At 74.1% G+C, this 17,961-nt stretch carries 12 protein-coding genes; 8 read left to right on the forward strand and 4 right to left on the reverse strand.

The window, feature by feature from the left end; translation table 11 throughout:
- Nucleotides 1-21 precede the first annotated feature (21 nt).
- From ACFC1T_RS20370 to ACFC1T_RS20385, 4 genes are all read right to left on the reverse strand, one after another.
- Nucleotides 22-1,284, reverse strand: coding sequence for a class I SAM-dependent methyltransferase (locus tag ACFC1T_RS20370; RefSeq protein ID WP_375890464.1), 1,263 nt, complete (start codon nucleotides 1,282-1,284; stop codon nucleotides 22-24).
- Nucleotides 1,285-1,317: 33 nt separating this feature from the next.
- Complete coding sequence (locus ACFC1T_RS20375; protein ID WP_375890466.1) at nucleotides 1,318-2,475, reverse strand: acyl-CoA dehydrogenase family protein; 1,158 nt, start codon at nucleotides 2,473-2,475, stop codon at nucleotides 1,318-1,320.
- A complete protein-coding gene (locus ACFC1T_RS20380) occupies nucleotides 2,475-2,753 on the reverse strand; it encodes a phosphopantetheine-binding protein (protein WP_375890467.1) in 279 nt (92 codons plus the stop codon). The genes ACFC1T_RS20375 and ACFC1T_RS20380 overlap by 1 nt, the downstream gene beginning before the upstream one ends.
- A 107-nt stretch (nucleotides 2,754-2,860) precedes the next feature.
- Entirely contained in the window at nucleotides 2,861-3,079 is a 219-nt protein-coding gene (locus tag ACFC1T_RS20385) for an MbtH family protein (protein WP_375890468.1), read from the reverse strand.
- A gap of 461 nt (nucleotides 3,080-3,540) precedes the next feature.
- Here ACFC1T_RS20385 and ACFC1T_RS20390 point away from each other — a divergent pair, with 461 nt between their 5' ends.
- Genes ACFC1T_RS20390 through ACFC1T_RS20425 form a run of 8 tightly spaced genes read left to right on the forward strand, consistent with a single transcriptional unit; the run spans nucleotide 3,541 to nucleotide 17,945 of the window.
- The gene (locus ACFC1T_RS20390) at nucleotides 3,541-9,366 is read left to right on the forward strand and encodes an amino acid adenylation domain-containing protein (protein WP_375890470.1); all 5,826 of its coding nucleotides are present in this window, start codon (nucleotides 3,541-3,543) and stop codon (nucleotides 9,364-9,366) included.
- On the forward strand, nucleotides 9,363-10,154 hold the full coding sequence (locus ACFC1T_RS20395; protein WP_375890472.1) for a hypothetical protein: 792 nt from the start codon (nucleotides 9,363-9,365) through the stop codon (nucleotides 10,152-10,154). Before ACFC1T_RS20390 ends, ACFC1T_RS20395 begins: the two co-directional genes overlap by 4 nt.
- Nucleotides 10,155-10,197: 43 nt before the next feature.
- Entirely contained in the window at nucleotides 10,198-12,012 is a 1,815-nt protein-coding gene (locus ACFC1T_RS20400) for a non-ribosomal peptide synthetase (protein WP_375890474.1), read from the forward strand.
- Nucleotides 12,009-13,238, forward strand: a complete 1,230-nt coding sequence (locus ACFC1T_RS20405) for a cytochrome P450 (protein WP_375890476.1) — start codon at nucleotides 12,009-12,011, stop codon at nucleotides 13,236-13,238. Before ACFC1T_RS20400 ends, ACFC1T_RS20405 begins: the two co-directional genes overlap by 4 nt.
- Nucleotides 13,239-13,270: 32 nt before the next feature.
- Complete coding sequence (locus ACFC1T_RS20410) at nucleotides 13,271-14,014, forward strand: thioesterase II family protein (RefSeq protein ID WP_375890478.1); 744 nt, start codon at nucleotides 13,271-13,273, stop codon at nucleotides 14,012-14,014.
- Nucleotides 14,011-15,336 carry an MFS transporter gene (locus ACFC1T_RS20415; RefSeq protein ID WP_375890480.1) on the forward strand — a complete coding sequence of 442 codons (1,326 nt, stop codon included), beginning with the start codon at nucleotides 14,011-14,013 and terminating at the stop codon, nucleotides 15,334-15,336. Before ACFC1T_RS20410 ends, ACFC1T_RS20415 begins: the two co-directional genes overlap by 4 nt.
- The gene (locus ACFC1T_RS20420) at nucleotides 15,329-16,360 is read left to right on the forward strand and encodes a kinase (RefSeq protein WP_375890482.1); all 1,032 of its coding nucleotides are present in this window, start codon (nucleotides 15,329-15,331) and stop codon (nucleotides 16,358-16,360) included. Before ACFC1T_RS20415 ends, ACFC1T_RS20420 begins: the two co-directional genes overlap by 8 nt.
- Nucleotides 16,350-17,945, forward strand: coding sequence for an amino acid adenylation domain-containing protein (locus ACFC1T_RS20425; protein ID WP_375890484.1), 1,596 nt, complete (start codon nucleotides 16,350-16,352; stop codon nucleotides 17,943-17,945). Before ACFC1T_RS20420 ends, ACFC1T_RS20425 begins: the two co-directional genes overlap by 11 nt.
- Nucleotides 17,946-17,961: the final 16 nt, after the last annotated feature.

Raw genomic sequence — 17,961 nt, forward strand, 5'->3', positions numbered from 1 at the left:
TTCTCCTCTCCGCGCGGCCGGTCAGCCGGCCGGTGTGACGGTCAGGTGCGGGAACTCCGAGGTGGTGAGCATGACCCGGGCGCGCTGGACGGCGTTGAAGCCGGTGCCGTACCCCAGCCCGGTGAGGATCTCCCGGCCGGTGCGGCGGCCGTCCGCGGCCTCCTGGATCGCCTTGACCTCGGGCCAGGCGGGCCAGGAGGCCACCTCGGAGGCGTTCGGGTCGGGGTGGTACGCGCCGTCCCGGTCCAGGACGTGGCGGTGGCGCACGGCCGTCGGGCGGTCCAGCACGCCGTCCAGGAACATCCGGTTGCGGTCGGCGTCCGAGACCCTGGTGCCCGTGCCGGCGCGGTCGGGGCGCAGGTAGAACCAGAGCATCGGCGAGTTGTCCAGGTGCAGCAGGTTGACCAGCTGCCAGCGCGCCAGGTCGTCCAACCGCTCGTACGGGGCCAGCAGTTCGGGGTCGGTGAGCTCCGTGGTCCAGAGGAACCGCCGGCGCATCTTGTCGAAGCCGTTGACCTTCGGGGCCTCCAGCAGCAGGCCGCACTCCCGGGCCAGCCCGGCCAGCGAGTCGACGTCGTAGGAGGTCTCGCAGGGGTTCATCCAGCGGTCCGCCCAGGCGGGTTCGGGGCTGCGCCGGGTGTCCTCCAGGTGCTTCGTCATGGTGCTCTCGACCTGGAGCGAGCCGGCCAGGCTCCGGGCGAGGGCGTACCGCTCGCGGTGGCCGTGCTCGGACTCGGGGGCCAGGATCCGCAGGGCCGCCTGGAAGGACTCGGCCTCCCGGCGGTGGAAGCGGTTGTAGACCATGAGTTCGAGCACGCCGTCGTCCCGCACCGCCGCGGACAGCCGCTCCAGGCAGCGCCGCGGCTCCGGGTTGTGGTGGATCACCCCGGTACAGACGACCAGGTCGAACTCCCGGTCGTACCCGGCCTGGGTGATGCCCTGCTGCACCAGCCGCAGGTTGGTCACCCCGAGCTGCTCGGCGTTCTGCCGGCAGATGGCGAGCGACTCCGCGGAGACGTCGGTGCCGAGCACCTCGGCCGCGGGGAACTGGAGCGCCGTGATCAGCGCCTGGTTGGTCCCGCAGCCGGCCACCCAGATCCGGCGGATCGGCCCGAGGCCGGCCCGGCCGGTCTCCTGGCGGATCAGGGCGGCGTGGAAGTCGGGGTCGCTCATCCGGTCGAAGTAGACCGGCTTCCACGGGTAGGGGAACGTCCCGTAGAACTCGGAGACGGTGTTCTCGTGCCCGATCAGCCCGTGCGGCGTCGACACTTGTGCTACTCCCATTCGCTCAGGGTTGCGGTGCGGATCGGCGGCCGATCAGATCAGGGTCACCGAGCGGTCGAGCAGGGACAGCGCTCCGATGCCCACCCGCAGGCCGTCGTTGGCATGGGTCAGGCTGGCCGACCGCAGGTCGCGGAAGTGCCGCTCCAGGGGGATCGGGGCGTCCTGGAGGTAGCCCAGCCGCAGTCCGCCCAGCTGCACCATGTTGTCGACCGCCCGGAAGGCCAGGTCGGAGGTGGCCACCTTGAGGGCGTTGAGCTGGAGTTGGGTCCGCGGGTGGGCCAGCGAGCGGCCCTCGGCGCGGGCCAGGTCGACCTCCTCGCGGACCCGGGTGAGGTAGGCGCTGGCGAGTTCGAGGTCCACCCGGATCCGGGCGAGCCGCTCGTGGAAGAGGTCGGAGGCGCCCTCGGCCCGGCCGGACTTCCAGAGGAAGCGCACCAGTTCGCTCAGCGCGCCGCGGGCGGCGCCCAGCCAGCAGGCGGCCCAGGCGAGGTGCGAGACCGGGATCATGCTCTCCCGCGCCACGTCGGCGAAGCGGCCGGAGCCGCCGATGACGTTCCGGGCCGGGGTGCTGCCCTTGATGACCATCCCGACGCTCTCGGTGGCCCGCATGCCGAGCGCGTTCCACTCGCCGGTGGTCGCCAGTTCCAGGTCCGCGCGGTCGGCGTAGACCAGCGAGACCTCGTGCTCCGAGGCCTCCGCGCCGGCCCGCATGCTGATCAGGTAGCCGTCGGCGTGCGCGCCGCCGGTCACCACCGGGGCGATCCGGTCGATGCCGACCCGGTCGCCGTCGGGGACCAGCGGACTGTGGGCGGTGAACAGGCTGGCGCCCCGGCCCTGTTCGCTGGTGACGGAGGCGATGAAGAGCTCCTCCGTACCGATCCGGGTGAGCAGGTCGGCCTTGAGCTCCGCGCTGCCGTACCGGACCACCGCGTCGACGTGCGACACGTGCATCGCCCAGATCTGGGCGGTGGACAGGCAGGCGCCGGCCAGTTCCTGCGCGACCTCGGTCCACAGCCGGGTGGAGGCGCCGGAGCCGCCGTACTCCTGCGGGACGGTCAGGCTGAGCAGCCGGTGCTCGCGCAGGGTCTCCAGCGACGCGGCCGGAAAGGCCGCGCGCCGGTCGGACTCGGCGGCCTGTTCGCGCAGGACCGGCAGGATCCCGGCCACGAGCTCGGCCGCGGCCGCCGTCATCAGCCGTCCTTCCGAACCGCGTGGCCCGCCTGCGCGAGGGTTTCGGAAACCTCGGCCCACAGCGTGGCGGGCGTCGCGAAGATCTGGAAGTTGAGCAACTCGAAGGCGAACTCGACGTCGTACTCACGCTCCAGCTGCATCATCAGCTGGACGATTCCGATGGAGGTGAGACCGGCTCCCGAGAGATCCAGATCAGGAACCAGTTCGGCGCCACCGGAAATCCCGGGGACGACCTTCAGGAGTACTTTCTCGAAACGGTCGTCCCATGGCCTGCTCACGGTGTTGCCCCTCCCGCTGTACGGAAAACCATCGCTGCTTCTGGTGAATGCGACTGAATTCGGCCGCGCGATTCAGGACGCGTCGGCCGGCGACCCCGACGTGGATTTCAGGAGGTCTCGCCGGCCATTGCCCGGCGCAGACTCAGCGGACGCATGTCGGTCCACACCTCGGCGATGCGGTCGAGGCATTCCTGCTTGGTCCCGGTGAACCCGGGCGCGGTCCAGCCGGCCGGCGGGGTGCTCTCCGCAGGCCAAACCGAGTACTGCTCCTCGTGGTTGACGACGACCTGGTAGGACCGGAGGTCCTCGTCGCTCTGCTCGCTCACGTGTCCCTCTTTCCGATCAAGGCCTGCCCCCGCACACCCGTCGACACGTATTTCCGCCCGGGTTCCTCATCGGCCGATCGAACGGCCGGGCAATCCGGCAACGGCGGGGCCGAACGCCTCGCGGCGGCCATAAGTCCGGTTCCGGGCAGGGGCTTCGATGCCAATGATCCTCTCCGCGTCCCACCCCGCTGTCAATGGTCGGAAGAGAAGTAGGGACGCCCGGACCGGGGCCCGTCCGGGCCGATATCCATATCCATCCCAACCGGGACAGAACCGCACTATTCCGGCCCGCCGCCCCAACTCCCGTGGCACACCCGGAAAACGGCTGTTGACAGGAGCATCGCCAACGCTAAGATCGACTTGGATCGACTTAGTGACTGCCGTCTGCGCACCGGAAGACCATATCGACGCCGCCCCCCACCTCGCGGCCGATAAATGGGATGAAGAAAGGTCACGGCGCTTTGAGCAGCAATGAAAGCCCCAGCCCGGAGACGTTCGAGCCGGACGTCTTTCCGGCGGCCAAGGCGCAGGAGCAGCTGTACTTCGTGCAGCAGGTCATCGGCGACTCCCCCGCCTACCACGTCCCGGTCGTCTTCGCCCTGACCGGCCGGCTCGACCCGGCGGCCCTGGAGCGCGCGGTGCGCCGGGTGGCCCTGCGGCACGAGGCGCTGCGGACGCACTTCACCCTCGGCGACGACGGGCTCCAGCAGGTGGTCACCGATCGCCCCGCCGACTGGCGGATCGTCGACTGCGCGTCCGAGGACGAACTGGGCTCCCGGCTGCGGTCGGAGACCGACCGGCCGTTCGACCTGGAGTCGCCCCCGCTGTTCCGCGCCGCCCTGCTGCGGCGCGACGAGCGGACCGCCCTCCTGGTACTGACGATGCATCACATCGTCTGCGACGGATGGTCCCTGGGCATCGTGGTCGACGAACTGTTCCGCCACTACGACGCGTTCGCGGCCGGTCGGGACCTCGTCCTGCCGGAACCCGAGTTCCAGTACGGCGACTACGCCGACTGGCAGCGCGCCTGGCTGGGCAGCCCCGGCGCCGAGAAGCACCTCGACTTCTGGTCCCGGACCCTCGGCGGGGAGCTGCCGGTCCTGGAACTGCCCGGGGACCGGCCGGCCGGCACCCCGGCCCCCGGCCACGGCGGCGGCCTGCTGAGCTTCCCGCTGGAACCCGAACTGCTGGACGGCCTGCACGAGTTGGCCACCGCGGCCCGCAGCACGCTGTTCACCGTCATGCTCGCCGCGTACCAGGTGCTGCTCGGCCGGTACACCGGGGTCGAGGACGTCATCGTCGGCAGCCCGGTGGCCAACCGCAGCCGGATCGAGTTCGAGCGGACGGTCGGCTTCTTCGTCAACATGGTGGCGATCCGCACCGACCTCGGCCCGGCCGAGTCAGGGGCGGGAGAACCGGGGGCGGGAGAACCGGGGCCCACCGGACCGAGCTTCCGCGAACTGCTGACCCGGGTGCGCACCGCCGCGTTACAGGCCCAGGACCACCACGAGCTCCCCTTCGAGTCCGTCGTCCAACTGGTCAACCCGCGCCGCGACCCCGGCCACGACCCGGTCTTCCAGGCCCTGTTCATGCTGGACGACACCACGACCGAGCCGCCCGCGGCGGAGGGGCTGGAGATCGTCCCGGTGCCGGTCCACTCCGACACCGCCAAGTTCCAGCTCTCCCTCCAGGTGAACGAGCACGACGACCGGCCGGGCTTCGAACTCGAGTACCGCACCGACCGGTTCACGCCCGAGTGGGCGCAGCGCTTCGCCGGGCACTACGCCCGGCTGCTGCGGCTGGTGGTCGAGCAGCCCGACCGCCCGCTCGACGCGCTGTTCGAGCTCCCGGCGGCGGAGCGCGCCCCGGACCGCGCCCCGGACGGCGTCGCGGGCCGTGCCGCGGAGGACGGTCGGGACGACGGCTGGGACGACGGCTGGGACGACGAGGACGACACCCCGTACGTGGCACCGCGCGACGAGGACGAGCGGATCCTGGCCGAGGTCTGGCAGGAGGCCCTCGGCCGCGGTGACATCGGCATCGACCACAACTACTTCGAGGTCGGCGGCGACTCGATCCTCAGCATCCAGATCCTCTCCCGGGCCCGCCGGCACGGCCTGCGGTTCGAACTGCGGGACCTCCTGGTCGCCCAGACGATCCGCGAGCTGACCCCGCTGGTGACCCGCACCGCCCCCGAGGCCGAAGCGGTCCTGGAGCCCTTCGACCTGCTGACGGCCGCCGACCGGGCCCGGCTGCCGGACGGCCTGGCGGACGCCTATCCGCTCACCTCGCTCCAGGCCGGCATGCTCTACCACAGCGAGCTGGACGCCGTGCACCGCGCCTACCACGACGTCGCCGGCTACCACCTGCGCGGCCCGTACTCGCCGCCAGCCTGGCGCTCCGCCGTCGCCGCCCTGCTGGAGCGGCACGAGCTGCTGCGCACCTCCTTCGCCCTGCGCGACCTCGGCGAGCCGGTCCAGCTGGTGCACCACCAGGTCGCCGAGCCGCCGGTCACCTTCGAGGACCTCGGCGCGGTGCCCGCCGACGAGCAGCCGGAGGCGCTGCGCCGCCACTACGCGTGGGAGCGCGAGCACCCCTTCGACTGGGAGCGCCCGCCGCTCATCCGCTTCCACGTGCAGCGCCGCTCGGCCGACACCTTCCAGCTCTGGGTGGTCGAGCACCACGCGATCCTGGACGGCTGGAGCGGCCGGCAGCTGCTGACCGAACTCCTGGAGCTCTACCTCCAGGCCCTCGGGCGCAGCACCCGGGAGCTCGCCCCGCCGCCGCTCGCCCGGTTCCGCTCGCTGGTCGCCCTGGAGCGCGAAGCCGTCGCCGATCCCGGCCAACGCGCCTTCTGGCGCGAGCGGTTGGACGGCATGACGGCGCTGCGGCTGCCGCGCACCGCCCCCGCCGCGGGGGTGCCGGACCTGGTGATGACCGAGTACGAGCTGCCCGGGCAGCTCTCCGCCGACCTGCTGCGGACGGCCGCCGAGCTCGGCGTCCCGGTCCGGATCGCGCTGCTGGCCGCGCACCTGCGGGTGCTGGCGCTGCTCGGCGGAACCGACGACGTGGTCTCGGGCGCGGTCTACAACGGCCGCATCGCCGAGGAGGACGGGGAGCGGGTCGTCGGCCTGTTCCTGAACACCCTGCCGGTGCGCGCCCGGATCGACGACGGCACCACCTGGGCCTCGCTGGTCGCCGACGTCGCCGCGACCGATCTCGCGCTCCAGCCGCACCGCCGGCTCCCGCTCGCCACCATCCAGCAGGACGCCGGCGGCGGGCCGCTGTTCGAGAGCTTCTTCAACTACACCCACTTCCACGCGCCCGACGAGGGCACCGCCGGGGAGCTGGAGATCCTCGACGAGTTCGGCGTGGTGCCGACCAGCTTCCCGTTCGGCGTGGAGTTCATGCGCGACGCCCGGACCGGGCGGATCGGCCTGGGACTGCGGTACGACGCGGCGCAGTTCGCCGCCGAGGAGATCGACCGCTGGGCCGGCTACCACCTGACCGCGCTGCGCTCGCTTGCCGCGGAACCCGCCGCGGGCATCGGCCGGACCGAACTGCCGGCCCCCGCCGAGCTGGCGCAGCTCGACCGCTGGAACGACACCGCGACCACGTACCACCGGCCGCACCTGCTGCACGTCCTGGTCGAGGAGCAGGCCCGGCTGACCCCGGACCGGATCGCGGTGGCCTTCGAGGGCGGCACGCTCTCCTACCGGGAGCTGGACCGCCGGGCGGACGCCCTCGCCCGCCGGCTGGTGGAGCGCGGGGTGGAGCCCGGCGACCGGGTCGGGGTGTGCCTGGAGCGCTCGACCGAGCTGGTGGTCTCGCTGCTGGCGGTCCTCAAGGCGGGCGGCGCCTACGTGCCGATCGACCCGGAGCACCCGGTCGCCCGGATCGCCACGATGGTGACGGAGGCGGCGCCGGCCCTGGTGCTGACCACGACCGCGCTCGCCGAGCGGGTGGAGCCGTCCGGTGCGGCCGTCGAGGTGGTGGACACCGGGAACGCCGACACCGGGGCCCCCGGCACCGGGCTCCCCGACGCCGGGCTCCCCGTCGGCGGCCCCCGGGTGGCGGTGGACCCGGACGCCCCGGCCTACCTGATCTTCACCTCCGGCTCCACCGGCGTCCCCAAGGGCGTCGTGGTCTCGCACCGGGCGATCTGCAACCGACTGCTGTGGATGCAGGAGGAGTTCGGCCTCACCGAGGCGGACCGGGTGCTGCAGAAGACCCCGTACACCTTCGACGTCTCCGTCTGGGAGTTCTTCTGGCCGCTGGTCCAGGGCGCCCGGCTGGTCGTCGCCGCTCCCGGCGCCCACCGGGAGCCGGAGGAGCTGGCGCAGCTGATCCGCGAACACTCGGTGACCACGGTCCACTTCGTGCCCTCGATGCTCCGGGTCTTCCTGGACCACGCGGACCCGGCGGACTGCGCGAGCCTGCGCCTGGTGGTGTGCAGCGGCGAGGCCCTGCCGGCCGACCTGCGGGACGCCCACCACGAGCGCCTCGACGCGGAGCTGGTCAACCTCTACGGCCCGACCGAGGCCGCCGTCGACGTCACCTGCTGGCGCTGCCGCCCCGGTGACGGCGCGACGGTGCCGATCGGGCACCCGATCGCGAACATCCGGATCCACCTGCTGGACGCCCGGATGAACCGGGTGCCGGTCGGCGTGACCGGCGAGCTGCACATCGGCGGCGTCGGCCTGGCCGACGGCTACCACGGCCGCCCGGACCTCACCGCCGAGCGCTTCGTCGAGCACACCTGGCCGGACGGCACCGCCGAACGCCTCTACCGCACCGGCGACCTCGCCCGGCGCCGCCCGGACGGCGCGATCGACTACCTGGGCCGGGCCGACCAGCAGGTGAAGGTCCGCGGCATGCGGATCGAACTGGGCGAGATCGAGGCCGCGCTGACCCGCCACCCGGACGTCCGCGAGGCGGCCGTGGTCCTGCGCGGGCACCGGCTGGCGGCGTACGTGGCGGCCCCGGAGTCCGTCACCGGCGACGCCCTGGCCGCGTACCTCGGCGACACCCTGCCCGAGTACATGCTGCCGAGCGTCTGGACGCGGCTGGAACGGCTGCCGCTGGCCTCCAACGGCAAGGTGGACCGCAAGCTCCTCCCGGAGCCCGGGCCGGCCGCCCTGGCCGGGGAGCGGACCCCCGCGCCGCCGGTCACCGACGTCCAGCGCCGGCTGGTCCGGGTCTGGGAGGAGACCCTCGGGGTCAGCCCGATCGGCATCCACGACAGCTTCTTCGCGCTCGGCGGGCACTCCCTGGTGGCACTCAACCTGGCCATGCGGATCCGGCGCGAGTTCGGCCGCAAGCTCCCCGTCGCGGAGCTCCTGACGCACAACACCGTGGCCCGGCTGGCCCCGCTGGTGACGGCCCGGGAGTCCGGCGACGAGGACCCGGCCCGGCTGCTGCCGATCCGCCGGGCCGGGGAGGGCGAACCGCTCACCCTGGTCCACCCGGTCGGCGGCGGCGTGTTCTGCTACCTCCCGCTGGCCTCCCAGCTGCGACCGGGCCGACCGGTGTACGGGATCGTCTCGGAGGGCCTGGTCTCCGGCAGCGTGGCCAACCTGTCGGTGGAGCGGATCGCCGAGAGCTACGTCGACCTGCTGGTGGCCAAGCAGCCGAAGGGCCCGTACCACCTGGCCGGCTGGTCCTTCGGCGCGGTGCTGGTCTTCGAGATGGCCTGCCGGCTCCGCCGCCGGGGTGCCGAGGTCGGCTCGCTGAGCATGATCGACGCGGCCTACCCGGGCCAGTTCGACGAGAGCCTGCGCGACGAGGACCTCGCGCTGCTGGTCTTCGTCGACGTGCTGCGGGCCGCCGGGATGGCCGTCCCGGAGCACGACGACGCGGAGTGGGCGGCGGCCCTCGCCGAGTTCCCGACGATCCACGAGAAGCTCCGCTGGCTGGTCGGCCGGCTGCCCACCGCGGAGGACGGCAAGGCCACCGAACTGGAGCAGTGGGAGGCCTACTTCAAGGTCTTCACCACCAACCTCACCGCGCACAACGACTACCGGCCGGGCCGGTACCCGGGCGACGTGGTCTACATCGAGGGCCTGGACGGCGGCGCCATCGGCAGTGCCGGCGCCTGGCGGGCCGCGGTGGACGGCCGGTTCAGCGCGCACACCATCGAGGCCAGCCACTACGACATCCTCCGGCAGCCGCACGTCCGGCAGATGGCCCGGCTGGTGGACCGGGCCCTGGACGGCGCCGCGGTCGGGGCACCGGACGGGGCACCGGACGGGGCACCCGGCACCGCCCCGGACGGGACGCCCCGGTGAACGGCGCCGTGGAGCACGCGCGCACCGCCGCCGAACTGGTGATCCCCGCGCGCTACAACGGACCGGACGGCTCGGCCCACGGCGGCTACGCCTGCGCCCGGATCGTCGCCCTGGCCGACGGCCGGCACGGCCCCGACCCGGCGGTGACCCTGCTGGCCCCGCTGCCGCTGGACGCCCCGCTGGAGTTCCGGGCCGGCGAGCGCCGGTCCGGGCTGTGGCACGGCGCCGAGCTGGTGGCCACCGTCACCCGGGCCCGGGACGGACTGCCGCTGCCGCCGCCGGTCGGGCTCCCGGCGGCGCGCGCCGCCGCCGCCGGCTACCTGGGCCGCACCGGCCACCCGTTCCCCACCTGCTGGGCGTGCGGGCCGGAGCGGGCCGAGGACGGCCTGCGGCTGTCCCCCGGTCCGGTGGCCCCGGGCACGGTGGCCTGCACCTGGACCCCGCGCGGCGCCCCCGGCGCGGCCGTACCCGCCGAACAGGTCTGGGGCGCACTCGACTGCCCCGGCGGCTGGGTGACCGACCCGCGCGCCCGCCCGATGGTGCTGAGCCGGATGACCGCCGCGCTCACCGGGCCGGTGCGGGCCGGCCGGGAGTACGAGGTGGTGGCCGCCCGGCACGCGACCCACGGGCGGACGGTGGTCAACCTCACCGCCCTGTACGACGCGGACGGGCGGCCGCTCGCGCGGGCCACCGCGCTGTGGACGGAGGTCCGACCTTCCGACGACCCCGCCGCCCGACCACCCCACCGCCCGACGACACGCCAGTCGCCCACGAAACCGGGCCCGTGACCGGCACGGTCCGGACCGCCCCGAAGGGACAGTTGATCAGCCCATGGCCACGGTAGACACCGCAGTGGTCCCCACCGGGGGCCTGACGTCCGTGTGCGACCGCTTCGCGTCCGTCGCGCGCGACCGGGCCGGCGCCACCGCCGTCCGGTCCGGCGCCACCCGCCTGTCCTACCGGGAGCTGGACGCCCGGGCGGAGGCCCTCGCGGCCCGGCTCCGGGCCGTCGGCGTGCGGCGCGGCGACCGGGTCGGGGTGCGCGTCGACCGCTCGGCGGAGCAGGTGACCGCCCTGCTGGGCGTGCTCAAGGCCGGGGCCGCGTACGTCGCGGTCGACCCCCAGGACCCGCCGGCCCGCGCCACCGCCCTGCTGGCCGACGCCGGCGCCCGGGCGGTGCTGGCCGGTCCGGACCTCGCCCTCACCGTGCTCACCGGGGCCGACGCGAGCGGGGCCGCCCTGAGCGGGCCCGACACGCCCCCCGGCCCCGAGGACACCGCCTACGTCGCGTACACCTCCGGCTCCACCGGCCGCCCCAAGGGCGTCAGCGTCCCGCACCGGGCCGTGCACCGCCTGGTGGTCGGCGGCGACCCGCTGGCCTTCCGCCCCGAGGACGTCTTCCTGGCGCACGCCCCGATCGCCTTCGACGCCTCCACCCTGGAGGTCTGGGGCGCCCTGCTGAACGGCGCCTGCCTGGTCGTCGCACCGCCCGGGCCGCTCGGGCCGGGCGAGTTGACCGAGCTGGTCCGCGAGGCCGGGGTCACCGTGCTGTGGCTGACCGCCGGCCTGTTCCACCAGGTGGTCGACGCCGGGCTCCCCCCGCTGCCGGCGCTGCGCTACCTGGTGGCCGGCGGCGACGTCCTCTCCCCCGCCCACGTCGACCGCGCGGCCGCCGCGCTGCCGAACGGCGTCGTGGTCAACGGCTACGGGCCGACCGAGAACACCACCTTCACCTGCTGCCACCCGGTGCGCGAACCCCTGGACGGGCGCCCGGTGCCGATCGGCCGTCCGATCGGCGGCACCCGGGTGCACGTGCTGGACGAGCGGCTGCGGCCGGTGCCCGTGGGCGGGACCGGCACGCTCTTCGCCGCCGGCCCGGGGCTCGCCCACGGCTACCTCGGCCGCCCCGACCTGACCGCCGAACGCTTCCTCCCCGACCCCTTCGCCGCCGAGCCCGGCGCCCGGATGTACGACACCGGCGACCGGGTCCGGCAGGCCCCGGACGGCACCCTCGCCTTCCTCGGCCGGACCGACACCCAGGTGAAGCTCCGCGGCTTCCGGGTCGAACTCGGCGAGGTCGAGGCCGCCGTGAGCGCCCACCCCGACGTCCGCTCCGCCGTGGTGGTGCTCCAGCAGCGGGCCGACGGCGACCGCCGGCTCGCCGCCTTCTACCAGGGCGACGTCGAACTGCTCTCCGCCGAACTGCGCGCCGGCCTCGCCGCCGAACTGCCGCGCCACCTCGTCCCGAGCACCTTCACCTGGCTGGAGGCCCTGCCGCTGACCCCCAACGGCAAGGTCGACCGCACCGCCCTGGCGCAGCGCCGCGGCCGCGAGCGCGAGGACGTCGGCAGCGAGCACCGGCCCCCGCACGGCGCCGCCGAGGAGTGGCTGACCCGGTTGTGGGAGGAGGTCATGGAGATCGACGGGATCGGCGCCGACGACGACTTCTTCGAACTGGGCGGCCACTCGCTGATGGCCACCCGGATCACCGGTGAGATCTCCGCCGAGACGGACCTGCTGATCACCGCCCGGACCTTCTACGAGAACCCGACCGTGGCCGAGCTGGCCCTGCGGGTCGTCGAGGCCGCGGCCGAGGAGGGCGCCGATCCCGAGGTCCTGCGCGAGCACGACGGAGCCGGCCGATGAGGATCACCGCGCAGCCCCGCCCGGAGCGGATCGACCCGGACACGGTGGACCTCGGCGACCCGGCCTTCTACGCCGAGGGCGATCCGCACCCGGTCTGGACGGTCATGCGCCGGGAGGCACCGGTGCACCGCCGGACCCTCCCGGACGGCCGGTCCTTCCTCTCGGTGACCCGGCACGCCGACGTCAGCGCCGTCCTGCGCGACCACACCCGCTTCACCTCCCGCCGGGGCACCATGCTGTCGATCCTCGGCGAACGGGACCCGGCGGGCGACAAGATGATGGCCGCCTGCGACCCGCCGGTGCACGGCGCCCTGCGCGAGCCGATGGCCCGGGTGCTCTCCTTCGCCCGGCTGCGCCCCCACCAGGAGGCGATCCGCCGCCTGGTGCGCACCCTGCTCCAACCGCTCGCCGACGGCGGCCCGCTGGACCTCGCGGCGGCCGCCACCGGCTTCCCGATGGCCTTCACCGGCGCCCTGATGGGCCTGCCGGAGCAGGACTGGGAGTACCTGGCCCGGCTCACCACCATGGCCGTCGCCCCGGAGGACGCCACCTTCCACCAGGTCGGCGGGGGCGCCAAGCTGGTCCGCGCGCACCACGAGCTGTTCGCGTACTTCGCCGAGCAGGCCCGCTCCCGCGGGCCCCGGGACGACCTGGTCGGCTTCCTGCGGAGCATGCCGGTCGGGGACCGCACCATGCGCCGCGAGGAGCTCGTCTACAACTGCTACAGCCTGCTGCTGGGCGCCAACGTCACCACGCCGCACGCGATGGCCGCGACCGTCCTGGCCTTCACCGAGCACCCGGAGCAGTACCGCCGGCTCGGGGACGGCACCGCCACCGTCGAGGACGCCGTGGAGGAGGGCCTGCGCTGGTCCTCCCCCGCCAACCACTTCATGCGCTACAGCGTGGTCGACACCGAGCTGAGCGGCGTCCCGGTCCGGGCCGGGGAGGCGGTGGTGGCCTGGCTCGGCTCCGCCAACCGGGACGAGCGGGTCTTCGCCGACCCCTTCGCCTTCGACGTGTCCCGCTCCCCCAACCGCCACCTGGCCTTCGGCTTCGGCCCGCACTACTGCATCGGCGCCCCGCTGGCCAGGATCGCGCTGCGGCTCTTCTTCGCCGAAGTGGTGCGGCTCGTCGGGGAGTTCGAGCTCGCCGGCCCGGTCGAGCACCTGCGGTCGAACTTCGTCGCCGGGATCAAGAGCCTGCCGGTGACCGCCAAGCTGCGCTGAGCGCACGAGAGACTCCAGAGGTGAGGTGCTGTATGACGACGGTCAGCAAGCCCGGGAGGTGGCTGCTGCGCCGCCCGTCGCCGGACGCGGCGGCCCGGCTGTTCTGCTTCCCGTACTCCGGGTGCGGCGCGTCCATGTACAACGGATGGCCGCGGCGGACCGGAGGCGTCGAGCTCTGCGCGGTGCAGCTGCCCGCGCGGGAGAACCGGATGCGGGAGCCGCACCACGGCTCGTACGAGTCGCTGGCCGAGCAGGCCGCCGAGGCGCTCGCGCCCTACCTGGACCGTCCGTTCGGCGTGTTCGGGCACTGCGGCGGGGCGCTGGCCGCGTTCGCCACCGCGCTGCACCTGCAACGGACCGGCCGGCCGGCGCCCACCGCGGTGTTCGTCTCCTCCCAGGTCGCGCCGCACCAGGGGCCGTACGGGCGCTTCCTCGGCCTGGGACGGGACGAACTGCGCGAGGAACTGGCGCGGTTGACGGTGTCGATGGGCGGCCGGGTCCAGCCGTCGGCCCTCGACCTCGCGCTGAACGTCCTGGAGCAGGACGTGGCGGGCAACCGGAACTACCGGCTGGACGCCCCGGTCGTCCTGGACGCGGCGGTGCACGCGATCGGCTGGAGCGGGGACGTGGAGATCCGGCCCGACCAGATGGACGGCTGGCGGGAGTACGCGGCCCCCGGCCGCTACCACCCGGTGGTGCTGGCCGGCGAGCACCACGCCTTCCTCAAGGCCCCGGCGGAACTGATGGCACGATTCACCGAGGGACTGGCACTGTGACGTCCGGCAAGCAGATCGGCGTGCTGCGCCGCAACACCGACTTCCGCAACCTGTGGCTCGGCCAGTCCGCGTCGATGCTCGGCTCCAACATGACGGCCGTGGCCGTCCCGCTGATCGCCTCGGTCACGCTCTCGGCCTCGATCTCCGAGCTGGGCGTGCTCAGCGCCGCGAGCTACCTGCCCTACCTGCTGGTGAGCCTGTTCGTCGGGGTCTGGGTGGACCGCAAGCCCAAGCGCCCCATCATCATCGGGGCCGACCTCCTGCGCGGGGCCACGATGATGCTGGTCCCGTGCGCCTGGTGGCTGGACGCCCTGACGGTGCCGCTGCTGGTCGGCGTCGTCCTGCTGGTCGGCCTGTGCAGCGTGGTGGCGGACATCGGCAACGCCTCCCTGCTGCCGGCCCTGGTCGAGCGCGACGACCTGATCGAGGGCAACAGCAAGCTGGAGCTGAGCAGTTCGGTCTCCAACATCGGCGGCCACTCGCTCGGCGGGGTGATCGTCCAGGCCCTGACCGGCCCGGTCGCGATGGCCCTCAACGCCGCCACCTTCGTGGTCTCCGCCCTGTTCACCTCGCGGATCCGGCGGCGCGAGCCTGCCCCGGAGAGCACCGGCGGGCCCGGCTCGGTCTGGAAGGACGCGGCCGAGGGCGCCCGCTTCGTCCTGGGCAACCCGCTGCTGCGGGTCCTGGTGCTCGCCACCCTGGTCGCCAACTTCTTCGCGCTGGCCTGCGAACCGCTCTTCCTCGCCTTCGTGACCCGCAACCTGGACCTCGCCCCGACCTTCGTCGGCGTCATCCTGGCCTCCTCGGGCGCGGGCGCCCTGATCGGGGCGGTACTGGCCGGGCCGATGAGCCGACGGATGCCGCTGGGCCGGCTGCTGGTGTTCACCTCGACCGCGATCGGCCTCGCCTCGCTGCTGACCCCGCTGGCCACCGTGGTGCCGGAGGCGGCGGCGATCGTGCTGCTGCTGGTGATGCACGTGGTGAACTCCGCGATGGTGATCGTCTGCAACATCAACCTGCGCGCCTACCGCACCTCCATCACCCCGGACGAACTCCAGGGCCGGATGACCGCCGTGGTGCGGATGGTCGTCATGGGCGGTGCCCCGCTGGGAGCCGTCTTCGGCGGCTTCCTCGGCGACCGGATCGGCGTCTCCCCGGCCCTGGTGTTCGCCTCGGTGGGCCTCCTGGTGGCCGCCGTGATCATCGCCCTGTCACCGGTCCGGCGGGTGACCGAGATCCCCGGGGCGGCCGCCGACCCGGCGCCGACCGCGGACCACGGGTCGGCCCAGGCCGACCCCGTCGAGGGGGTCCCGGTTGACTAGCCCCACCGAGCTGCCCGCCGCCACCGCGCTGCGGGAGGGCCCCGGCCGCGGCACGGGCACCGGCCGCAGCGCGGGCACCGGCCGGGCCTTCGGCACCTTCGGCGAACTGCTGCAGGGCGCACTGCCCGACGACGGCCCGGAGTTCCTGGTCACCCTCCCGATCGCCGGATGGAGCACCGCGACCTTCCGCTACGACCCGCAGGAGCCCGCGGTCTCCGTCCGGCCCGCCCACAAGGCCAAGTCCCGGCGGCTGGCCGGGCTGCTGCTGGAGCTGACCGGGCGGCCCGGCGGCGGCGAACTGGACCTGACCGGTGAACTGCCCGAGGGCAAGGGGCTGGCCAGCTCCTCCGCCGACCTGGTGGCGACCGCCCGGGCCGTCGCGGCGGCGCTACGCACACCCCTGCCGCCGACCGCGGTCGAGGCCCTGCTGCGGCGGATCGAACCGACCGACGGCGTGATGTACGACGGCATCGTCTCCTTCCTGCACCGGGACGTCCGGCTGCGCGAGCGGCTCGGCTTCCTGCCGTCGATGACCGTCCTCGCCCACGACGAGGGCGGCCGGGTCGACACCGTCGGCTTCAACCGGATCCCCAAGGACTACACCGACGAGGAACGCCGGGAGTACGGCCGGCTGCTGACCGCGCTGGGCACGGCGGTGCGCACCGGGGACCTCGCCGAGGTCGGCAGGATCGCCACCCGCAGCACCGAACTGAGCCTGCGGCGGCGGCCGCACCGCGGCTCCGGGGAGCTGCGCGCGCTCTGCGCGGAGCTCGACGGCCTCGGGCTGGTCCGCGCGCACAGCGGCACCAACCTGGGCGTCCTGCTGCCAGCCGGCGACCCGGAGCTGGCCGCGAAGGTCGAGCACGCCCGGGCCGCCTGCCGGTCCGTCGGCGGCACCGTGTCGGTGCACCGCACGCTCGGGCCCGAGGAGTTCGCCGCCGCACCGGAGCTCACCGCCGTACCGGAGTTCACCGCCGTACCGGCCGCACCCGGCGCCGGGGAAGGACAGCCCCATGCGCGCTGACGCCACACCGGACGGCTCGGCCCCGGACGGGACCGACGGGTCCACCCTCACCGGGCTGCTGGCCCGCCGGATGGCGCGCTGCCCGGACGCGACGGCCGTGCTGTGCGGCGCCGAACGGCTGAGCCACCGGGAACTGGACGAGCGCGCCAACCGGCTGGCCCGCGAGCTGATCGCGCGCGGGATCGGCCCGGAGCACCTGGTGGCGGTGGCCCTGGAACGGTCGGTCACGCTGCTGGTGGCCCTCCTCGGGGTGCTCAAGGCCGGCGCCGCCTACGTCCCGGTGGACCCGGCGTACCCGGCGGAACGCCTCGACCAGGTGCTCCGGGACGCCGAACCGGCGCTGCTGCTCACGGTCGCCCCGACCGCCGGGGCGCTGCCCCGCACCCCGGCCCCGGTGCTGCTACTGGATTCCGCCGCGACCGGTCTCGCCCTGGCCGGCCACAGCGCCGCCCCGGTGCGGGACGCCGAACGCCTGCGGCGGCTGCGGCCCCAGCACCCGGCGTACGTCATCTACACCTCCGGCTCCACCGGCCGGCCCAAGGGCGTCGTGCTGTGCCACGCCTCGGTGGTCAACTACCTCACCTGGGCGGCGCGTTCCTACCCCAGCACGGGCGGGGTGGCGCTGGTCCAGTCCTCGGTCGCCTTCGACCTGACCGTCACCGGCCTGTTCGCCCCCCTGCTGGCGGGCGGCGCGGTGCACCTGGCGGGCGGCCGCGGCGGCGGCCGGGCCGCACTGCGCGAGCACCCGTGCACCTTCCTCAAGGCGACCCCGGGGCACCTGCCGCTCCTCGACCTGCTCCCGGCGGAGTTCTCCCCCCGCCGTGAACTGGTCCTCGGCGGTGAGCAGTTGCTCGGTGCCGCGCTCGCCGGCTGGCGGGCCCGGCACCCGGAGGCCACCGTGGTCAACGAGTACGGGCCGACCGAGGCCACCGTCGGCTGCACGGAGTACCGGATCGAACCGGGCGCGGAGCTGCCGCCCGGTCCCGTCCCGATCGGCACCGCCATCGACGGCGTCGGGCTCCACGTCTTGGACACGCGGCTGCGGCCGGTCGACGGGCCGGAGGCCGAGGGCGAACTGTACGTGTCGGGCGCCGCGCTGGCCCGCGGCTACCTCGGACGGCCGGATCTGACCGCCGAGCGCTTCCTGCCCTGCCCGGACGGCCCGCCCGGGGCCCGGATGTACCGGACCGGCGACCTGGTGCGGCGCACCGCGGACGGCGGGCTGTGCTACCTCGGCCGGGCCGACCGCCAGGTGAAGGTCAAGGGGTTCCGGATCGAACCCGCCGAGGTGGAGGCCGCGCTGCTCGGCCACCCGGCGGTGGCCCAGGCGGCCGCCTTCGTCCAGCCCGCCGAACCGGGCGCCCCGGGAGACCGGCTGGCCGCCAGTGTGGTGCTGCGCACCGGTCGGGCGGAGCGGGCCGAGGAGCTCCGCGCCCATCTGGTCGCCCGGTTGCCCGAGTTCATGGTGCCGACCCTCCTGACCGTCCTCCCGGAGATCCCGCTGACCCCCGGCGGAAAAGTCGACCGGGACGCCCTGGTGGCGCGGAATTCCCTTGCCACCGAGGCCCCTTCCGTCCTTTCCTGAATGAACGACCCGTCAT

The organism is Kitasatospora sp. NPDC056076 (genome assembly GCF_042266305.1).
Classification (GTDB): Bacteria; Actinomycetota; Actinomycetes; order Streptomycetales; family Streptomycetaceae; genus Kitasatospora.

Bases quoted from the DNA above. Each gene is read 5' to 3' on its own strand.
- ACFC1T_RS20370 (WP_375890464.1), bottom strand. From the start codon at position 1,284: ATGGGAGTAGCACAAGTGTCGACGCCGCACGGGCTGATCGGGCACGAG.
- ACFC1T_RS20375 (WP_375890466.1), bottom strand. From the start codon at position 2,475: ATGACGGCGGCCGCGGCCGAGCTCGTGGCCGGGATCCTGCCGGTCCTG.
- ACFC1T_RS20400 (WP_375890474.1), top strand. From the start codon at position 10,198: ATGGCCACGGTAGACACCGCAGTGGTCCCCACCGGGGGCCTGACGTCC.
- ACFC1T_RS20405 (WP_375890476.1), top strand. From the start codon at position 12,009: ATGAGGATCACCGCGCAGCCCCGCCCGGAGCGGATCGACCCGGACACG.
- ACFC1T_RS20410 (WP_375890478.1), top strand. From the start codon at position 13,271: ATGACGACGGTCAGCAAGCCCGGGAGGTGGCTGCTGCGCCGCCCGTCG.
- ACFC1T_RS20425 (WP_375890484.1), top strand. From the start codon at position 16,350: ATGCGCGCTGACGCCACACCGGACGGCTCGGCCCCGGACGGGACCGAC.